Source organism: Sphingopyxis sp. P8, from assembly GCF_020622175.1.
GTDB lineage: Bacteria > Pseudomonadota > Alphaproteobacteria > Sphingomonadales > Sphingomonadaceae > Sphingopyxis > Sphingopyxis jiangsuensis.
This window is the reverse complement of sequence record NZ_JACNMK010000001.1, coordinates 537,190-552,147: the sequence shown is the minus strand read 5'-3', so window position 1 is coordinate 552,147 and position 14,958 is coordinate 537,190. Positions and strand designations below refer to the sequence as shown.

The 14,958-nt window shown below is 65.8% G+C and carries 12 protein-coding genes; 10 read left to right on the top strand and 2 right to left on the bottom strand.

Annotated elements, in window-relative coordinates:
• Nucleotides 1-216 precede the first annotated feature (216 nt).
• Nucleotides 217-1,665: a magnesium transporter gene (gene mgtE / locus H7692_RS02715; RefSeq protein ID WP_222136029.1), complete on the bottom strand. Its 1,449-nt coding sequence runs from the start codon at nucleotides 1,663-1,665 to the stop codon at nucleotides 217-219.
• Nucleotides 1,666-1,823: 158 nt separating this feature from the next.
• On the opposite strand from mgtE, the gene H7692_RS02710 reads away from it, so the two are divergent.
• Nucleotides 1,824-2,273: a peptidylprolyl isomerase gene (locus H7692_RS02710; RefSeq protein ID WP_222136030.1), complete on the top strand. Its 450-nt coding sequence runs from the start codon at nucleotides 1,824-1,826 to the stop codon at nucleotides 2,271-2,273.
• An 82-nt stretch (nucleotides 2,274-2,355) separates the two neighbouring features.
• On the opposite strand, the gene H7692_RS02705 is transcribed toward H7692_RS02710, so the two are convergent.
• Entirely contained in the window at nucleotides 2,356-3,492 is a 1,137-nt protein-coding gene (locus tag H7692_RS02705) for an NAD(P)H-dependent flavin oxidoreductase (protein WP_222136031.1), read from the bottom strand.
• Between the two features lie 104 nt (nucleotides 3,493-3,596).
• On the opposite strand from H7692_RS02705, the gene nadC reads away from it, so the two are divergent.
• The 9 genes from nadC (at nucleotide 3,597) to H7692_RS02660 (ending at nucleotide 14,928) form a co-directional block, all read left to right on the top strand.
• Complete coding sequence (gene nadC / locus H7692_RS02700; RefSeq protein ID WP_227339739.1) at nucleotides 3,597-4,445, top strand: carboxylating nicotinate-nucleotide diphosphorylase; 849 nt, start codon at nucleotides 3,597-3,599, stop codon at nucleotides 4,443-4,445.
• A 97-nt stretch (nucleotides 4,446-4,542) separates the two neighbouring features.
• The gene (locus H7692_RS02695) at nucleotides 4,543-5,238 is read left to right on the top strand and encodes a ribonuclease T2 family protein (RefSeq protein ID WP_227339738.1); all 696 of its coding nucleotides are present in this window, start codon (nucleotides 4,543-4,545) and stop codon (nucleotides 5,236-5,238) included.
• A gap of 95 nt (nucleotides 5,239-5,333) precedes the next feature.
• The gene (locus H7692_RS02690) at nucleotides 5,334-5,561 is read left to right on the top strand and encodes a hypothetical protein (protein WP_227339737.1); all 228 of its coding nucleotides are present in this window, start codon (nucleotides 5,334-5,336) and stop codon (nucleotides 5,559-5,561) included.
• Between the two features lie 1,038 nt (nucleotides 5,562-6,599).
• Nucleotides 6,600-7,850 carry a lipoprotein-releasing ABC transporter permease subunit gene (locus H7692_RS02685; RefSeq protein WP_201925674.1) on the top strand — a complete coding sequence of 417 codons (1,251 nt, stop codon included), beginning with the start codon at nucleotides 6,600-6,602 and terminating at the stop codon, nucleotides 7,848-7,850.
• Nucleotides 7,843-8,520 carry an ABC transporter ATP-binding protein gene (locus H7692_RS02680; RefSeq protein WP_201925672.1) on the top strand — a complete coding sequence of 226 codons (678 nt, stop codon included), beginning with the start codon at nucleotides 7,843-7,845 and terminating at the stop codon, nucleotides 8,518-8,520. The genes H7692_RS02685 and H7692_RS02680 overlap by 8 nt, the downstream gene beginning before the upstream one ends.
• Before the next feature lie 30 nt (nucleotides 8,521-8,550).
• A complete protein-coding gene (locus H7692_RS02675; protein ID WP_227339736.1) occupies nucleotides 8,551-9,096 on the top strand; it encodes a hypothetical protein in 546 nt (181 codons plus the stop codon).
• 1 nt (nucleotide 9,097) lies between these two features.
• Nucleotides 9,098-9,574 carry a glutathione peroxidase gene (locus H7692_RS02670; protein WP_222136038.1) on the top strand — a complete coding sequence of 159 codons (477 nt, stop codon included), beginning with the start codon at nucleotides 9,098-9,100 and terminating at the stop codon, nucleotides 9,572-9,574.
• A 158-nt stretch (nucleotides 9,575-9,732) separates the two neighbouring features.
• Nucleotides 9,733-13,224: a DNA polymerase III subunit alpha gene (dnaE, locus tag H7692_RS02665; protein WP_227339735.1), complete on the top strand. Its 3,492-nt coding sequence runs from the start codon at nucleotides 9,733-9,735 to the stop codon at nucleotides 13,222-13,224.
• Between the two features lie 99 nt (nucleotides 13,225-13,323).
• Entirely contained in the window at nucleotides 13,324-14,928 is a 1,605-nt protein-coding gene (locus H7692_RS02660; protein ID WP_222136040.1) for a long-chain fatty acid--CoA ligase, read from the top strand.
• Nucleotides 14,929-14,958: the final 30 nt, after the last annotated feature.

Sequence of the window (14,958 nt, the reverse complement as noted above, 5' to 3'; positions counted from 1 at the left end):
CCTCATCTATTCTTGACGCAAAATGGCCCGGCACGCTTCGAGGGGGGGGAGGGAATGCGAGCCGGGCCAATGTTGCTGAGCAGCGCTGCGGGGGGGCGATGATCGCTGCTCGGACGGGAAACGAACAGCGCGCGCGAAAAGTTCCCGAAAAAAATGGCCGCGATGCACTTTTTTCCCCTCCCTGCAACTAGCGTCCTGAATACAGTGGATTAGAGTTCATAAACTGGTCAGGCCGCTCGCGACGGCAAGTCCCAAAAAGGCCAGAAAACCCATCGAATCGGTCGTCATCGTGACAAAGATCGAGCTGGCGACAGCGGGGTCCTGGTCGAGCCGGTCGAGCAGTAACGGGATCGCTACCCCCGACACGCCCGCGACAAAGATATTCACGATCATTGCCGCCGCGATAACCCCGCCAAGGGCCGGGTTTCCGAACCACAACGCGGTCGCGGTTCCGGCGATCGCAGCGATCGTGCTGCCATTGAGCAGCGCAATCTTCATCTCGCGGAATACCGCGCGCCAACTGTTCGAATCAGTGAGCTGGTTCATTGCGAGCGCGCGCACGGTGACGGCGAGCGTCTGCGTTCCGGCGTTGCCCCCGACGCCGGCGACGATCGGCATCAAAGCGGCGAGCGCGACCATCTGTTCGATCGCGCCGCCGAAAAAGCCGACGATCGACGAAGCGACGAGCGCGGTGCCGAGATTTGCCACCAGCCAGCGGACGCGCGCGCCATAGGTCTCGCGTATCGGCTCGTTGATGTCGCCGTCGCCCGCGCCCGACAGGCGCAAAATATCCTCACCCGCCTCTTCCTGGATGATGTGGACGATATCGTCGACGGTGATCATCCCGACCAGCCGCCCCGCCTTGTCGACGACCGCCGCAGAAATCAGCGCATATTTCTGAAAGCGCAGCGCGACCTCTTCCTGGTCCATGTCGACGGGGATCAGCGTCTGTTCGCGGCGCATCACGTCGCTGATCGCAATGTCGCGCGGTGTGCGGAGTATCCAGCTCAGCTGGCAGGTGCCGACCGGGCGGACGAGTGGATCGACGACGAATATTTCCCAGAAATCGGTGGTGAGGTCGCCGTCTTCGCGCAGGCGGTCGATGACGTCGCCGACCGTGACATGCTCGGGCACCGCGACGAATTCGCGCTGCATCAGGCGTCCCGCGGTCTCCTCGGGAAAAGAAAGCGCGTCCTCGATCGCGGCGCGATCCTCGGGCTCCATCGCGCGCAGCACTGCCTGCTGCTCGTCGGCTTCCATATCCTCGATGATCGCGACGGCATCGTCGGTATCGAGTTCGGAGGCGAGTTCGGCGACCTGTTCGGGCGCGAGAAGATCGATCAGTTCCTCGCGGACATAATCGTTCATCTCGGCGAGCACTTCGGCCGAGAGCATGTCGCCGAGGACGCCGGCGAGCATCGGTCGCTCGTCGCTGCGCGCCAGTTCGAACAGGTCGGCGATGTCGGCAGGGTGCAGGCGTCCGACGCGTTCGCGCGCTGCCTCCGCCTCGCCGCTTTCGGCCAAGTCGATGACGTCCCGCACGAACTCCGGCTTCAACCGATCATCTTCGTCGAGTTCGCCCGTCGCTTCTGCAGGGGGCGCATCGCGGTCTCGCTCGTCGAGCGCGACATCTTCGGGGGGGCGGGAATCTTCGCGTTCGTCCATCGCGCGGTCCTCCCATCTCTCTGCGGCGTCGATGATTTTCCCTAGTCGTCCGCCCCTCGATTGGCAACGCCGCGCTGTCCGAGTGGGCAATTTAAGGGTGGCATCGGCGGCGTCCGCCGCTATGGCACCCGCAAATTCCCAAAATGCAGGAGACTACAATGTCCGACCCGACTCTTTCGCTTTCGCTTTCGACCGGCGACGTCGTCATCAAGCTGCGCCCCGACCTCGCGCCCAAGCATGTCGAGCGCATCACCCAGCTGGCGAGCGAGGGATTTTACGACGGCGTGGTTTTTCACCGCGTGATCCCCGGCTTTATGGCGCAGGGCGGCGACCCGACGGGCACCGGCATGGGCGGCAGCAAGCTTCCCGACCTGCCGGCCGAGTTCAACAGCGAGCCGCACGTCCGCGGCGTCTGCTCGATGGCACGCGCGCAGAACCCGAACAGCGCGAACAGCCAGTTCTTCATCTGCTTCGAGGACGCGCGCTTTCTCGATAACCAGTACACCGTCTGGGGCGAAGTGATCGAAGGCATGGACAATGTCGACGCGCTGCCCAAGGGCGAGCCGCCGCGCGAGCCCGGCAAGATCGTCAAGGCGACTGTATCGTAATCAGGCGTCGCCCCCGCGAAGGCGGGGGCCGCCATCAGCCGCTCAAGTCGCCAGAGGCCCCCGCCTTCGCGGGGACGACGCACTATCCGCCCACAAACCCGTTCAGCCGCTCGCAGGCGGCGATCCAGTCTTCCTTGAATGCCTGGACGACCTGTCCCGCGCTCATCGGCTCGTTCATGAGCCCGACGCCCTGGCCGACCCAATAGGTTGCGAGCTGCTTCGCGCCCTCGTGGCCGCCCTCCGCCAGCTTGTCGACCTTGCGCAGCGCCGGTTCGCTGACGAGCGACTGGAGCGGCATGGGAAGCGGCTTCGGCGCATCCTCTGCCTCCCAGGCGTCGGTCCAGGGCGAGCGGAGCTGGCGCGAGGGTTTGCCGGTGCGGCTTTTCGAGCGGATCGTGTCGCGCGACGAGGCGGCGAGCATCTTTTCCTTCACGACCGGATTGGTTTCGGCCTCTGCGGTCGTCAGCCAGACCGATCCGCACCAGGCGCCGTGCGCTCCCATCGCCATCGCCGCCGCCATCTGGCGTCCCGTGACGATTCCGCCTGCGGCCAGGATCGGCGTCGATGCGCCGACCGCCCCGACCGCTTCCGCGACTTCGGGGACGAGCACCATCGTCGCGACCTCGCCGCAATGGCCGCCCGCTTCGCCGCCCGCCACGACGAGGATGTCGACTCCCGCGCGGACCTGCGCGAGCGCGTGGTCGCGCGTGCCGACAAGCGCGGCGACAGGGACATCGTGCCGCTTGCCGAGGTCGAGCATCAGTGACGGCGGAACGCCGAGCGCGTTGGCGATGAGCTTGATCGGGTGGCGGAAGGCGACTTCGAGCAACGCCGCCGCGCCTTCGTCGGTCATATTATCGCCGAGCGCTTGTCGCGCCGCCGTCGCATCGTCCGTTCCCACAGCATCGATATCGAAGCGTGCGAGCAGGCCGGCCGCGAAGTCGCGGTGCGTCGCGGGAATCTCGGGGCGGGTGGCGCCACCGGTTTCGCCCTTGCCGGCAAAGCTGTTCGGCACGATCAGGTCGACGCCATAGGGTTTGCCGCCGATATGGGCGTCGATCCACGCCAGTTCTTCCTCGAGCCGCTCGGGCGGCAGTGCGGCGGCGCCGAACACGCCCATGCCGCCGGCTTTCGACACGGCGACGACGACGTCGCGGCAGTGCGAGAAGGCGAGGAGGGGGAATTCGATGTCGAGCATCGCGCAGATGGGGGATTGCATGGGCTTCTCCGATGTTGGCGAAAGTGCCGCGTGGCGTGCATGACAGCGCTGGTTTACGTAAACGTCAAGTTGATTTGCGGCGGCCAGCCTTTATCGCGGGGGCCATGACCGCATTCACGCTTCCGGGTTTCGACCTCCACGCCTTCGTTCGCGCCACTTTGGCCGAGGATCTGGGGAGCGGGGGCGATATTACGTCGATGGCGGTGATTCCCGCCGACGCGCGCTTCGAGGGGGTGATGGACAGCCGCGATGCGATCATCGTCGCGGGGCTGCCCGTCGCCGAAGCCTTCTTTCGCGCGCTCGATCCTGCCATCGAGATCGAAATCCTGGCCGAAGAGGGCGCCGCCGTCGCCGCGGGCACCGACCTGATGCGCCTGTCGGGCAAGGCGCGCGCGATGCTCACCGCCGAGCGTTCGGCGCTCAACACGGTCCAGCATCTTTCGGGAATCGCGACGATGACGCGCGCCTATGTCGACGCGCTCGCGGGCACGGGCGCGACGCTGCTCGACACGCGCAAGACGATCCCCGGGCTTCGCGTCCTCGAAAAATATGCGACGCGGACGGGCGGCGCGACGAACCATCGCATAGGGCTGTGGGACGCGGCGATGATCAAGGACAATCATGTCGCGGTCGCGGGGTCGGTCGAAGAGGCGGTGCGCCGCGCTGTCGCCGCGAAAATCGACGATATCATCGTCGAGGTCGACCGCATCGACCAGGTCGAACCGGCGCTGACGGCAGGCGCGACGCACCTGCTGCTCGACAATATGACGCCAGCGCAGCTTCGCGAATGTGTCGCGCTGGTCGGCGGCCGCGTCCCGACCGAGGCGTCGGGCGGGGTGACGCTCGACACCATCGGCGCCATCGGCGCTGCGGGCGTGACCTATGTGTCGGTCGGACGGCTCACCCAGTCGGCGCCCGCAGCCGACATCGGGCTCGACTTTGCGCTGGCCTAGCCTTGTTGGCGTCGCCCGCGCGCAGGCGGGGGGCGCTGGAAGCGTCACACAAGACCGGTTGCGGCCCGCGCCTTCGCGGGCGCGAAGGTTCGGGGTGGTGGCGCTGACGCTGCTCGCGCCCGCGACCGCGCTGGCGCAGGCGCCCGCCTGCACGATCCCCGACCGCATATCGGTGCCGCGCATGGAGCAGCCGCGCCGCGGCGAGCCGGTGCGGAAGCCGCCGGTGACCGGCTATCTGCTCGCGATGAGCTGGTCGCCGCAGCATTGCGCGGGGGTCCGCAATCCCAAGGGCGCGCGCGACCGATTCCAATGTTCGGGCGAGAATGGAAAATTCGGTTGGGTGCTCCACGGCCTTTGGCCCGAAAGCGACACAAGGGATTATCCGCAATGGTGCCGCCCGGCGCGGATCGTTCCGCAACCCGTGCTGCGGCGGCATTTGTGCATGACGCCGTCGGTGCAACTGCTCCAGCACGAATGGGCGAAGCACGGCACCTGCATGAGCCCGAACCCCGCCGCCTATTTCCGCGCCGCGCAGATATTGTACCGCGCGGTGCGCTTTCCCGACATGACGGCGCTCGCCAGCCACCCGCAGACCGCGGGCCGCATCCGTACCGCTTTCGCAAAGGTCAATCCCGGCATATCGGAACCGATGATCGCGGTGACGGTCGACCGCGAAGGCTGGTTGAAGGAGGTCCGCCTGTGCCTCGGCGCACGGATGCGGCCGCAGCGGTGCAAGCCCTTCCAGTCGGGGGCGCACGATTCGCGCCGCGTCCGAATCCGGCCGCTGCGTTAGCAAGACCGTTCGATGCTGTGCCGCGACGGGACAGGGGGCGCGTTAACGATCTTTTAACCTTATCGACTCGTTAGCATCGGTTTAGCCTCCGGCGCATGAACTCGGACGACATCATCGATATTCGCGGGCGCATCCGGGCCCATGGAGCGCGGCAACTGACGCTTGCGCGCCTTGCGGCCCCGACGGATTGGGAAAGCGAGTTGCGCATGGCGCTGCAGGAGCAGCGCGTGCGCCCGTCGATATTTGCCCAGGGCAGCGACCTTCGCCTGTTTGCCGAAAGCTTCGCGATCTTCTTTACCGCGGCGATGCTGTTTTTGCTCTGACGCCGGGGTCTGGGTGCTTGTTGCCCGTCCGTTCGCGTCACCCTGAACCTGTTTCGAGGAACATGGTCTGCCTTGTCCGTCGACGCCGCACTGAGCGAGAGTTCAGGCCATGGATGCTGAAACAAGTTCAGCATTGCGAAAGTCTGGTAGCGACCGATTGCGGACGTTCGATCCTCCCTGTGCCGCAGGCATGGGGAGGGGGACCGCCGCCGCAGGCGGTGGTGGAGGGGCGGCGGCGTTGCGTTATTGCCCCTCCGTCAGCGCTGCGCGCTGCCACCTCCCCATCGCTGCGCGACAGGGAGGATTGAGGGCCGCTGGCGAGCGATCGCGATCCTTTATTTCATCGTCATCCCGGACTTGATCCGGGATCCATAGCCGCCCCCTCGTCGTGGATCCCGGATCAAGTCCGGGATGACGAAACCAAGTGAGCAAGTCCGCTTTCCACCCCGTTTTCCCCATTCGCTCCCGATCTGGTCGCAATGACGTGAATCGACCGGTAGTGGACGTTCGATCCTCCCTGTGCCGCAGGCATGGGGAGGTGGCAGCCCGAAGGGCTGACGGAGGGGCTAATGGCGCAACGTCGCGGCCCCTCCACCCCTCGCTTCGCGAGCGGTCCCCCTCCCCATGGCTTCGCCACAGGGAGGATTTAGCGGCAGATACCCACCCCAAAGCCGTCATTGCGATGCTTTGCGCCAGAATCACAACGCCCGGGCTTCGCTTTCGCAAAACCCGGGCGCCTGTGACGAACACTCGCCATCCCCCTTGTGCGCAGGCCGGCGAAGGACCTGCACTCCCTGGAGCCGGGCCTTTGGGCCGCGTTGAACCAGAAGCGTTTGGCTAGGCAATGGAGGGCGCCTTGTCACCCTCTGGCAAGCAGTTGGCGCGCGGTTTTGCTTGGCCCTGTGGCCGATTGGCAACAGATGTTGCGATTCGCTCGCAACATCGGCGCGCATCGCGGCTTATTGCCAGCGGCGCGGCCGCTCCCTAAAGCACCGGCATGACCGCAACGTCCGTTGCGCCTGAAAGGCCGGCCGCCGCATGATCCTGCGATCCTATGAGCGCACTATCTTCAAACGCTATATGCTCCCCCAGCGCGGCGAAGGTTTCATCTTCGTCGCCGCGGCGTTCAGCTTTGTCGCGGTGACGCTGGGCGTCGCGGCGCTCGTCATCGTGATGAGCGTGATGAACGGCGTGCGCGCCGATCTGTTCGACAAGATCGTCGGGCTGAACGGCCATGCGGTCGTTCAGGGCTTTGGCGGGCGGCTGGACGACTGGCGCGACGTGCTGAAAGAGGCGGAGGCGACGCCCGAGGTGGTGTCGGCGACGCCCTTGATCGAGCAGCCCCTGCTCACGACCTTTTCGGGGCGCGTCGAAGGCATTTTGCTGCGCGGGATGACGGTCGAGGATATTCGCCGCAACGACGTGCTGGGCGGCAAGGTGTTGCAGGGCAACCTGCGTTCGCTGACGCCGGGGTCGGGGAATGTCGCGATCGGGTCCGAACTGGCGCGCAACCTGGGCGCGACGGTCGGATCGAACATCACGATCATCAATCCCGCCGGACGTTCGACGCCCTTTGGCACGGTGCCGCGCGAGATCAGCTATCGCGTGTCGGCGGTGTTCGAGATCGGCGTCTATGATTTCGACAAGCTCTATGTCGTGATGCCGATGGAGGATGCACAGCTCCTCCTCCTGATCGGCGACACGGTGGGGATGATCGAGGTCAAGACGGCCGACCCCGACCGCGTCGGCGAAATATTGCAGCCGCTCGCCGAAAAGGTCGCGGCACAGGCGGTGGTTTCGGACTGGCGGCAGATGAACAGCAGCCTGTTCGAGGCGCTGGCGATCGAGCGCGTCGCGATGTTCGTCATCCTGTCGCTGATCATCCTTGTCGCTTCGTTCAACATCGTCTCTTCGCTGATCATGCTGGTGCGCGCGAAGATGCGCGACATTGCGATCCTGCGGACGATGGGCGCGACGCGCGATTCGGTGATGCGCGTCTTTATCGCGATCGGCCTGTCGATCGGCGTCGCGGGGACTGCGATGGGGCTGCTCATCGGGTTCGGGCTGTTGTCGATCCGCCAGAATGTCGTGCGGTCGATGGAGTGGATCACCGGCCAGCCGCTATGGGACCCCTCTATCCGCTTTCTGACCGAACTGCCGTCGAAGCCCGACCCGTTCGAGATTATCGGCATTTCGGTGATGGTCATCCTCTTCAGTTTCATCGCGACGCTCTATCCGGCGTTCAAGGCGGCGAATACCGACCCCGTGCAGGTGCTGCGTTATGAGTGATCTGGCGCTCGAACTGGTCGGCCTGAAGCGCAGCTTTGTGCAGGGCGAGGTGACGATCGACGTGCTGCGCGGCGTCGACGCGGCGCTGAAGCGCGGCGAGATTGTCGCGCTGCTCGGTCCGTCGGGGTCGGGCAAATCGACGATGTTGCAGGCGGTCGGGCTGCTCGAAGGCGGGTTCGAAGGCGTGATCCGCATCGACGGCGAGGATGTGACGCGCATCGACCAGGGCAACCGGACGAAGACGCGGCGCGAGAAGATCGGCTTTGTCTATCAGTTCCACCATCTGCTTCCCGACTTCAACGCCATCGAGAATGTCGTGCTGCCGCAACTGATCCGCGGCGCGCCGCAGGCCGAGGCCGAGGAGCGCGCGGCCGACCTGCTCGCCCGGCTGGGGCTTGCCGAAAGGCTGCACCACAAGCCGAGCAAGCTGTCGGGCGGCGAGCAGCAGCGCGTCGCGGTCGCGCGTGCGCTGGCGAACCGGCCGCTGCTCGTCCTCGCCGACGAGCCGACGGGCAATCTGGACGAGGCGACCGCCGACCGCGTGTTCGACCAGTTCATGAAGCTGGTGCGCGATCATGGATCGGCAGCGCTCGTCGCGACGCACAACGAACGGCTCGCGGCGCGGATGGACCGCGTGCTGCGCTTGCACGAGGGGCGCATAGAGGCCTAGGCTGCAACCTCCGGGGCGAAGGGGGTGCATATGCGTAATCGACATTATCGCGCGCTCGCCGTCGCGGCGCTGGTCTGGCCTGCCGCCGCGACGGCGCAAACGCCGCCGACACCGCCGCCGCCCGCCTGCACGAGCGCCGAACACCGCGCGTTCGATTTCTGGGTCGGCGAGTGGGACGTCTTTCCGAACGGCAGCGACACGCAGGTCGCGACGAGCAGCATCGAGGCGATGTTCGGCGGCTGCGCGATCCGCGAGACCTGGAAACCGCGGTCGGGCGGGGGCGGCGGGTCGTTCAGCCTTTACGACCGCGAGCGCCGCCAATGGCGGCAGGCGTGGGTCGACAGTTCGGGAACGCGCGTCGATTTCGACGGCGGGGTCGCGGACGGCAAGATGGTGCTGACCGGACTGTGGCCGAACGTCGTGGGGCAGGGGCAGGATGCGCTGATCCGCATGACCTATTCGCGCGCGGACGACGGATCGGTGCGCCAGCATGGCGAGCAGTCGACCGACCACGGGCTGACATGGGCGACGAGTTTCGATTTCATCTATAGACAACGAACATCCGGGGAGAAATGAGATGAGCCTATATGATTTTTCGGCGCCGTTGCCGGGCGGGGGAGCGCAGTCGCTCGCCGATTATCGCGGCAAGGTGCTGCTGATCGTCAACACCGCATCGAAATGCGGTTTCACGCCGCAATATGAGGGGCTCGAGGAAATCTATCGCGACTACAAGGACCGGGGGTTCGAGATACTGGCTTTCCCGTGCAACCAGTTCGGCGCGCAGGAACCGGGCGATGCGGACGAGATCGCGAATTTTTGCACGCTCACCTATGACGTGACCTTTCCGGTGATGGCGAAAATCGACGTCAACGGATCGGACGCCGACCCGATCTTCAAGCATCTGAAACAGGAAAAGGGCGGGCTGCTGGGCAGCGGGATCAAGTGGAATTTCACCAAATTCCTGGTCGACCGCGACGGCAAGGTCGTGTCGCGCCACGCGCCGACGACCAAGCCCGAACATTTGCGCAAAGAGATTGAGGAATTGCTGGGGTAGATCTTGTTCCTCGTCATTGCGAGCGCAGCGAAGCAATCTCCAGCCTTGGTCCGACATGGGTGTGGGCTGGAGATTGCTTCGTCGCTGCGCTCCTCGCAATGACGAATTTGTGAAACGTGGCGGTGGTCGAATCACGAGAGCGGCGTTAGCGTCCCGTCATGGCCTACAGCCCCTTTGTCCCCCTGCGCGTCTTTTCCAGTTACACGATGCTCGAAGGGGCGATCGACCCCAAGGCGGTTGCCAAGGCGGCGCGCGAGCGGGGATTTCCCGCGGTGGCGGTCGCCGACCGCAACGGGCTGTACGGCGTCATGGCCTTTGGCGACGCGTGCACCGCGGCGGGGGTGCAGCCGATCGTCGGCGCGCTACTCAGCGTCGCGCGGCCCGGACAACGGCTCGCGAGCGGGGCGCCGCTGATCGACTGGATCGCGCTCTATGCGCAGGACGACACCGGATATGACAATCTGTGCGCGCTGGTGTCGGCGGCGCACCTCGGGCGACCGATCGAGCATGACCCGCATGTCGCGCTCGCCGACATGGCCGGACGCACCGACGGGCTGATCTGTTTGACCGGCGGCGGCGAGGGCGCGCTCGCGCGGCTGCTCGCCGACGGGCAGAAGACCGCGGCGGACGATTATGTCGAGCGGCTCGAGGCGCTGTTCGCGGGCCGCCTGTACATCGAACTGTCGCGGCGCGGCGATGCGGTGGAAAAGGCGGCCGAGGATGCGCTGATCGACATGGCCTATGCGCGCGCGCTGCCGCTCGTCGCGACCAATCCCGCCAATTTCGTCGAACCGCAGTTCCATCCCGCGCACGACGCGATGCTGTGCATCGCGCAGTCGGCCTATGTCGAAAGCGAGGACCGGCGCGTGTCGAGTCCCGAGGCGTGGCTCAAGCCCGCCGAGGCGATGGAGGACGCCTTTTCGGACCTGCCCGAGGCGATCCGCAACACGCTCGTCGTCGCGCAGCGCTGTGCCTTCATGGCGCCGAAGCGCAAGCCGATCCTGCCGAGCCTCGCGGGCGACCGCGAAGGCGAGGCGGCGCAATTGAAGGCCGACGCGCATGCCGGGCTGGCGGCGCGGCTGGCGCTCTATCCCGAGCTGACGGACGAGGAGCGGCAGGCCTATGTCGAGCGGCTCGATTTCGAGGTCGACGTCATCACGCAAATGGGGTTTCCCGGTTACTTCCTGATCGTTGCCGACTTCATCAAATGGGCGAAGGCGCACGACATTCCGGTGGGACCGGGGCGCGGGTCGGGCGCGGGGAGCGTCGTCGCGTGGGCGCTGACGATCACCGACCTCGACCCGTTGAAACTGGGCCTGCTGTTCGAACGCTTCCTGAACCCCGAGCGCGTGTCGATGCCCGACTTCGACATCGACTTCTGCGAAACGCGGCGCGGCGAGGTGATCCGCTATGTGCAGGAGAAATATGGCCGCGATACCGTCGCGCAGATCATCACCTTCGGGAAGCTGAAGGCGCGCGCGGTGCTCAAGGACACGGGGCGCGTGCTCCAGATGAGCTATGGCCAGGTCGACCGGCTCGCGAAGCTGGTGCCGAACCACCCGACCGACCCCTGGACGCTCGAACGCGCGCTGAACGGCGTGTCCGAGCTGATGACCGAATATAAGCAGGACGACGGCGTGCGGCGGCTGTTCGACATGGCGCGGCAACTGGAAGGCCTGCCGCGCCACAGTTCGACGCACGCCGCGGGCGTTGTGATCGGCGACCGGCCGCTCGACCAGCTCGTCCCGCTCTATCGCGACCCGCGCTCGGACATGCCGGTGACGCAGTTCGACATGAAATATGTCGAGACCGCGGGGCTGGTGAAGTTCGACTTCCTCGGCCTCAAGACGCTGTCGGTGCTGAAGGAGGCGCGGCGGCTGCTCGCGCTGCGCGGGATCGACGTCGACCTCGATACGCTCGGCTGGGACGATCCCGGCGTGTACGAGCTGCTCCAGCGCGGCGACACGGTCGGGGTGTTCCAGCTCGAATCCGAGGGGATGCGGCGCACGCTGTCGGCGGTGAAGCCGACCAATTTCGGCGACATCGTCGCGCTCGTCGCGCTCTATCGTCCGGGGCCGATGGACAATATCCCGCTGTTCGGCGCGCGCAAGAACGGGCGCGAGCCGATCGCCTATCCGCACCCGCTGCTCGAAGGCATCCTCGCCGAAACCTATGGCATTTTCGTCTATCAGGAACAGGTGATGCAGGCCGCGCAGATATTGGCGGGCTACAGCCTCGGCGGCGCCGACCTGCTCCGCCGCGCGATGGGCAAGAAGATCCAGGCCGAAATGGACGCGCAGCGCGAAACCTTTGTCGCGGGCTGCGCCGAGCATAACCAGATCGACGCCAAGACCGCGAACGAGCTGTTCGACTTGATCGACAAGTTCGCGGGCTATGGCTTCAACAAGAGCCATGCCGCGGCCTATGCGCTGCTGTCGTACCAGACGGCGTGGCTGAAAGCGCATTATCCGCACGAATTTTTCGCCGCGTCGATGTCGTTCGACAATCATCAGACCGACAAATTGTCGGTGTTCATCGACGATATGCGGCGGCTCGACATCGCGGTCGCGCCACCGTCGGTGAACGAGAGCGAGGCCGATTTCTCGGTCAGCCGGACCGAGGAGGGACTGGCGGTGCGTTATGCGCTCGGCGCGCTGAAAGGTGTCGGCGAAAAGGCGATGGAGGCGCTCGTCGCCGAGCGGCAGGCGCGCGGCGATTTCGCGAGCCTCGACGATTTTGCGGGGCGGATCGATCCGAAAATGCTCAACCGACGGCAAATCGAGGCGCTGGCAGCGGCCGGGGCGTTCGACTGTATCGAGCCCGACCGCCCGCGCGCCTTCGCCGGCGCCGAGGCGCTGCTCGCCTGCGCCAGCAGTTCGGCGCACGAACGCTCGACGGGGCAGGGCGGGCTGTTCGGCGGCGAGGTCGATCTGGCGCCCGTCCTCCAGCTTCCCTCTGCCGAGCCGTGGGCGCTCGCCGAACGGATGACGCGCGAAAAGGAAGCGTTCGGTTTCTATTTCTCGGCGCACCCGGTCGAGCAATATCAGGCGATCCTCGCGGCGCGCGGCGCGCGGAGCTATGGAGACATTTGCGACAATGTCGAAATGACGCCGGGAACGCGCGTCCCGATGGTGATGGCGGCCATGGTCGAAAGCGCGCGTGCGCGTGTGTCGCAGCGCGGCAACCGCTTCCTCAACCTGACGCTGTCCGACCGCAGCGGGCAGTTCCAGTCGAGCTGTTTCGACGAAGCGGCGGGCAAGACGCTCGAGGCGCTGGCGGCCGACGGCGGCTGCGCGCTGCTGTCGGTCGAGCTCGACCTGCTCGAAGGCGAAGAGACGCCGCGCGTGACGGTACGCGGGGCGCAGTCGCTGGCCGATATTGCCGCGACCGCGGCGCTCGAGCTGACCTGCCGTGTCGAACTCGCCGAGGCGGTAAACGATATCGCGCGGCTGCTCGAACGCCGCGACGACGCCCGCGGGCGCGTCGTGATGATCACCCCGGACCCCGATACGGGCGACGAGATTCGTATCGATCTGGGGCGCGGCTTCGCGCTCGGCCCCGATCTGGTTTCACGGCTGGAAAGCGTCGCGGGGATCGCGGACCCCGCGCTCGCACTCGTTGCGCCGCGCGATTTCCGGGTGCGCGGCTAGAACGGTCGAGCCTGCCCCACGCGGCCGCCGCATAACGCCCCTTGCCACATCTCCTTCGGCGCTCCTATCCTTGGTCAAAACAAGGAAGAGGATGTCATAATGGGAATGCAGGGCCAGCCGCTGCTCGTCACGAGCCTGATCGACCACGCCGCGCGCGAACATGGCGAGCGCGAGATCGTTACCCGCTGGGCCGACGGCAGTCTGACGCGAACCAACTGGGGCGAGGTCGGCGTCGAAGCGCGCCGTTTTTCGGCCGCGATGTTCAAGCTGGGGATGAAGAAAGGCGACCGGATCGCGACGCTCGCGATGAATCATGCGCATCATCTCGTCAGCTGGTACGGGGTGGCCGGGATTGGCGGCGTGCTCCACACGGTCAATCCGCGGCTGTTCGACGAGCAGCTCGTCTATATCTGCAACCATGCCGAGGATCGCGTGCTGCTGTTCGACGCGGCCTTTCTGCCGATCGTCGAGCGGCTGCGCGACCAGCTCACGACGATCGAGCATTTCATCCTGTTCGACGCGCCGGCGCGCGAGGGCTATCTCTCCTACCGCGACCTGGTCGATGCCGAAGACGGCAGTTTCGAATGGGCGGAACTGGGCGAACGCGATCCGGTCGGGCTTTGTTATACCAGCGGCACCACCGGCAATCCGAAGGGGGTGCTCTATGAGCATCGCTCGAACGTCATCCATGCGGTGACCGAGGTGCAGCCCGACGCGTTCGACCTGTCGGCGCGGTCGGTGATCCTGCCGATCGTGCCGATGTTCCATGCGAATAGCTGGGGCATTCCCTATGCCGCGGCGGTCGTCGGGGCGAAGCTTGTCTTTTCGGCGACCAACGACGCGCAGGTGCTGTGCGACCTGATGCACGAGGAGGGGGTCACGCACAGCGCGGGGGTCCCGACCGTGTGGATCGCGATGTTCGCGCATATGGACGCGACGGGGATGGACTATGGCGCGCTGCGTCACGTCATCATCGGCGGATCGGCGGCGCCGCGCGCGATGATCGAGCGTTTCATGAAGGCGGGGGTCTATGTCGGCCACGCGTGGGGGATGACCGAGACGAGCCCGATCGGGACGATGGGCAAGCGTCCGTGGAACTGGGACGCGCTGGGTTTCGACGAACAGGTCGACATCATCTGCCGCCAGGGCTGCCCGCCGTTCGGGGTCGAACTGCGCATCGTCGACGACGAAGGAAATGTGCTGCCGCGCGACGGCGAGACGAGCGGGCGATTGCAGTGCCGCGGACCGTGGATCATCCAGCGGTATTTCAAGGCCGACACCGACGCCGCCGACGCCGACGGATGGTTCGACACGGGCGACGTGTCGGTCCTCCACCCCGACGGCGTCATGCAGATCACCGACCGCGCGAAGGACGTCATCAAATCGGGCGGCGAGTGGATCAGCTCGATCGAACTCGAAAATGCGGCGGTCGGCGCGCCGGGGGTGCAGGAGGCGGCCGCGGTCGGTGTCTATCACCCGAAATGGGACGAGCGCCCGATATTGCTGATCGTCCGCAAGCCGGGCGCGGAGACGAGCGAGGCGGCGATCCTCGACTATCTGAAGGACAAGGTGGCCAAATGGTGGCTGCCCGACGAAATCGTCTTTGTCGATGAGCTTCCGCACACCGCGACGGGCAAGATTTTGAAACGCCAGATCCGCGACGAGTATAAGGATTACAAGCTGAAGTCGCTGGCGGAGGCGTGATGAGCAGGCGTGGCATAGCCATTATTCTTG

Bases quoted from the DNA above. Each gene is read 5' to 3' on its own strand.
- H7692_RS02685 (WP_201925674.1), top strand. From the start codon at position 6,600: ATGATCCTGCGATCCTATGAGCGCACTATCTTCAAACGCTATATGCTC.
- dnaE (WP_227339735.1), top strand. From the start codon at position 9,733: ATGGCCTACAGCCCCTTTGTCCCCCTGCGCGTCTTTTCCAGTTACACG.
- mgtE (WP_222136029.1), bottom strand. From the start codon at position 1,665: ATGGACGAACGCGAAGATTCCCGCCCCCCCGAAGATGTCGCGCTCGAC.
- H7692_RS02705 (WP_222136031.1), bottom strand. From the start codon at position 3,492: ATGCAATCCCCCATCTGCGCGATGCTCGACATCGAATTCCCCCTCCTC.
- H7692_RS02670 (WP_222136038.1), top strand. From the start codon at position 9,098: ATGAGCCTATATGATTTTTCGGCGCCGTTGCCGGGCGGGGGAGCGCAG.
- nadC (WP_227339739.1), top strand. From the start codon at position 3,597: ATGACCGCATTCACGCTTCCGGGTTTCGACCTCCACGCCTTCGTTCGC.
- H7692_RS02660 (WP_222136040.1), top strand. From the start codon at position 13,324: ATGGGAATGCAGGGCCAGCCGCTGCTCGTCACGAGCCTGATCGACCAC.
- H7692_RS02710 (WP_222136030.1), top strand. From the start codon at position 1,824: ATGTCCGACCCGACTCTTTCGCTTTCGCTTTCGACCGGCGACGTCGTC.
- H7692_RS02680 (WP_201925672.1), top strand. From the start codon at position 7,843: ATGAGTGATCTGGCGCTCGAACTGGTCGGCCTGAAGCGCAGCTTTGTG.
- H7692_RS02675 (WP_227339736.1), top strand. From the start codon at position 8,551: ATGCGTAATCGACATTATCGCGCGCTCGCCGTCGCGGCGCTGGTCTGG.
- H7692_RS02690 (WP_227339737.1), top strand. From the start codon at position 5,334: ATGAACTCGGACGACATCATCGATATTCGCGGGCGCATCCGGGCCCAT.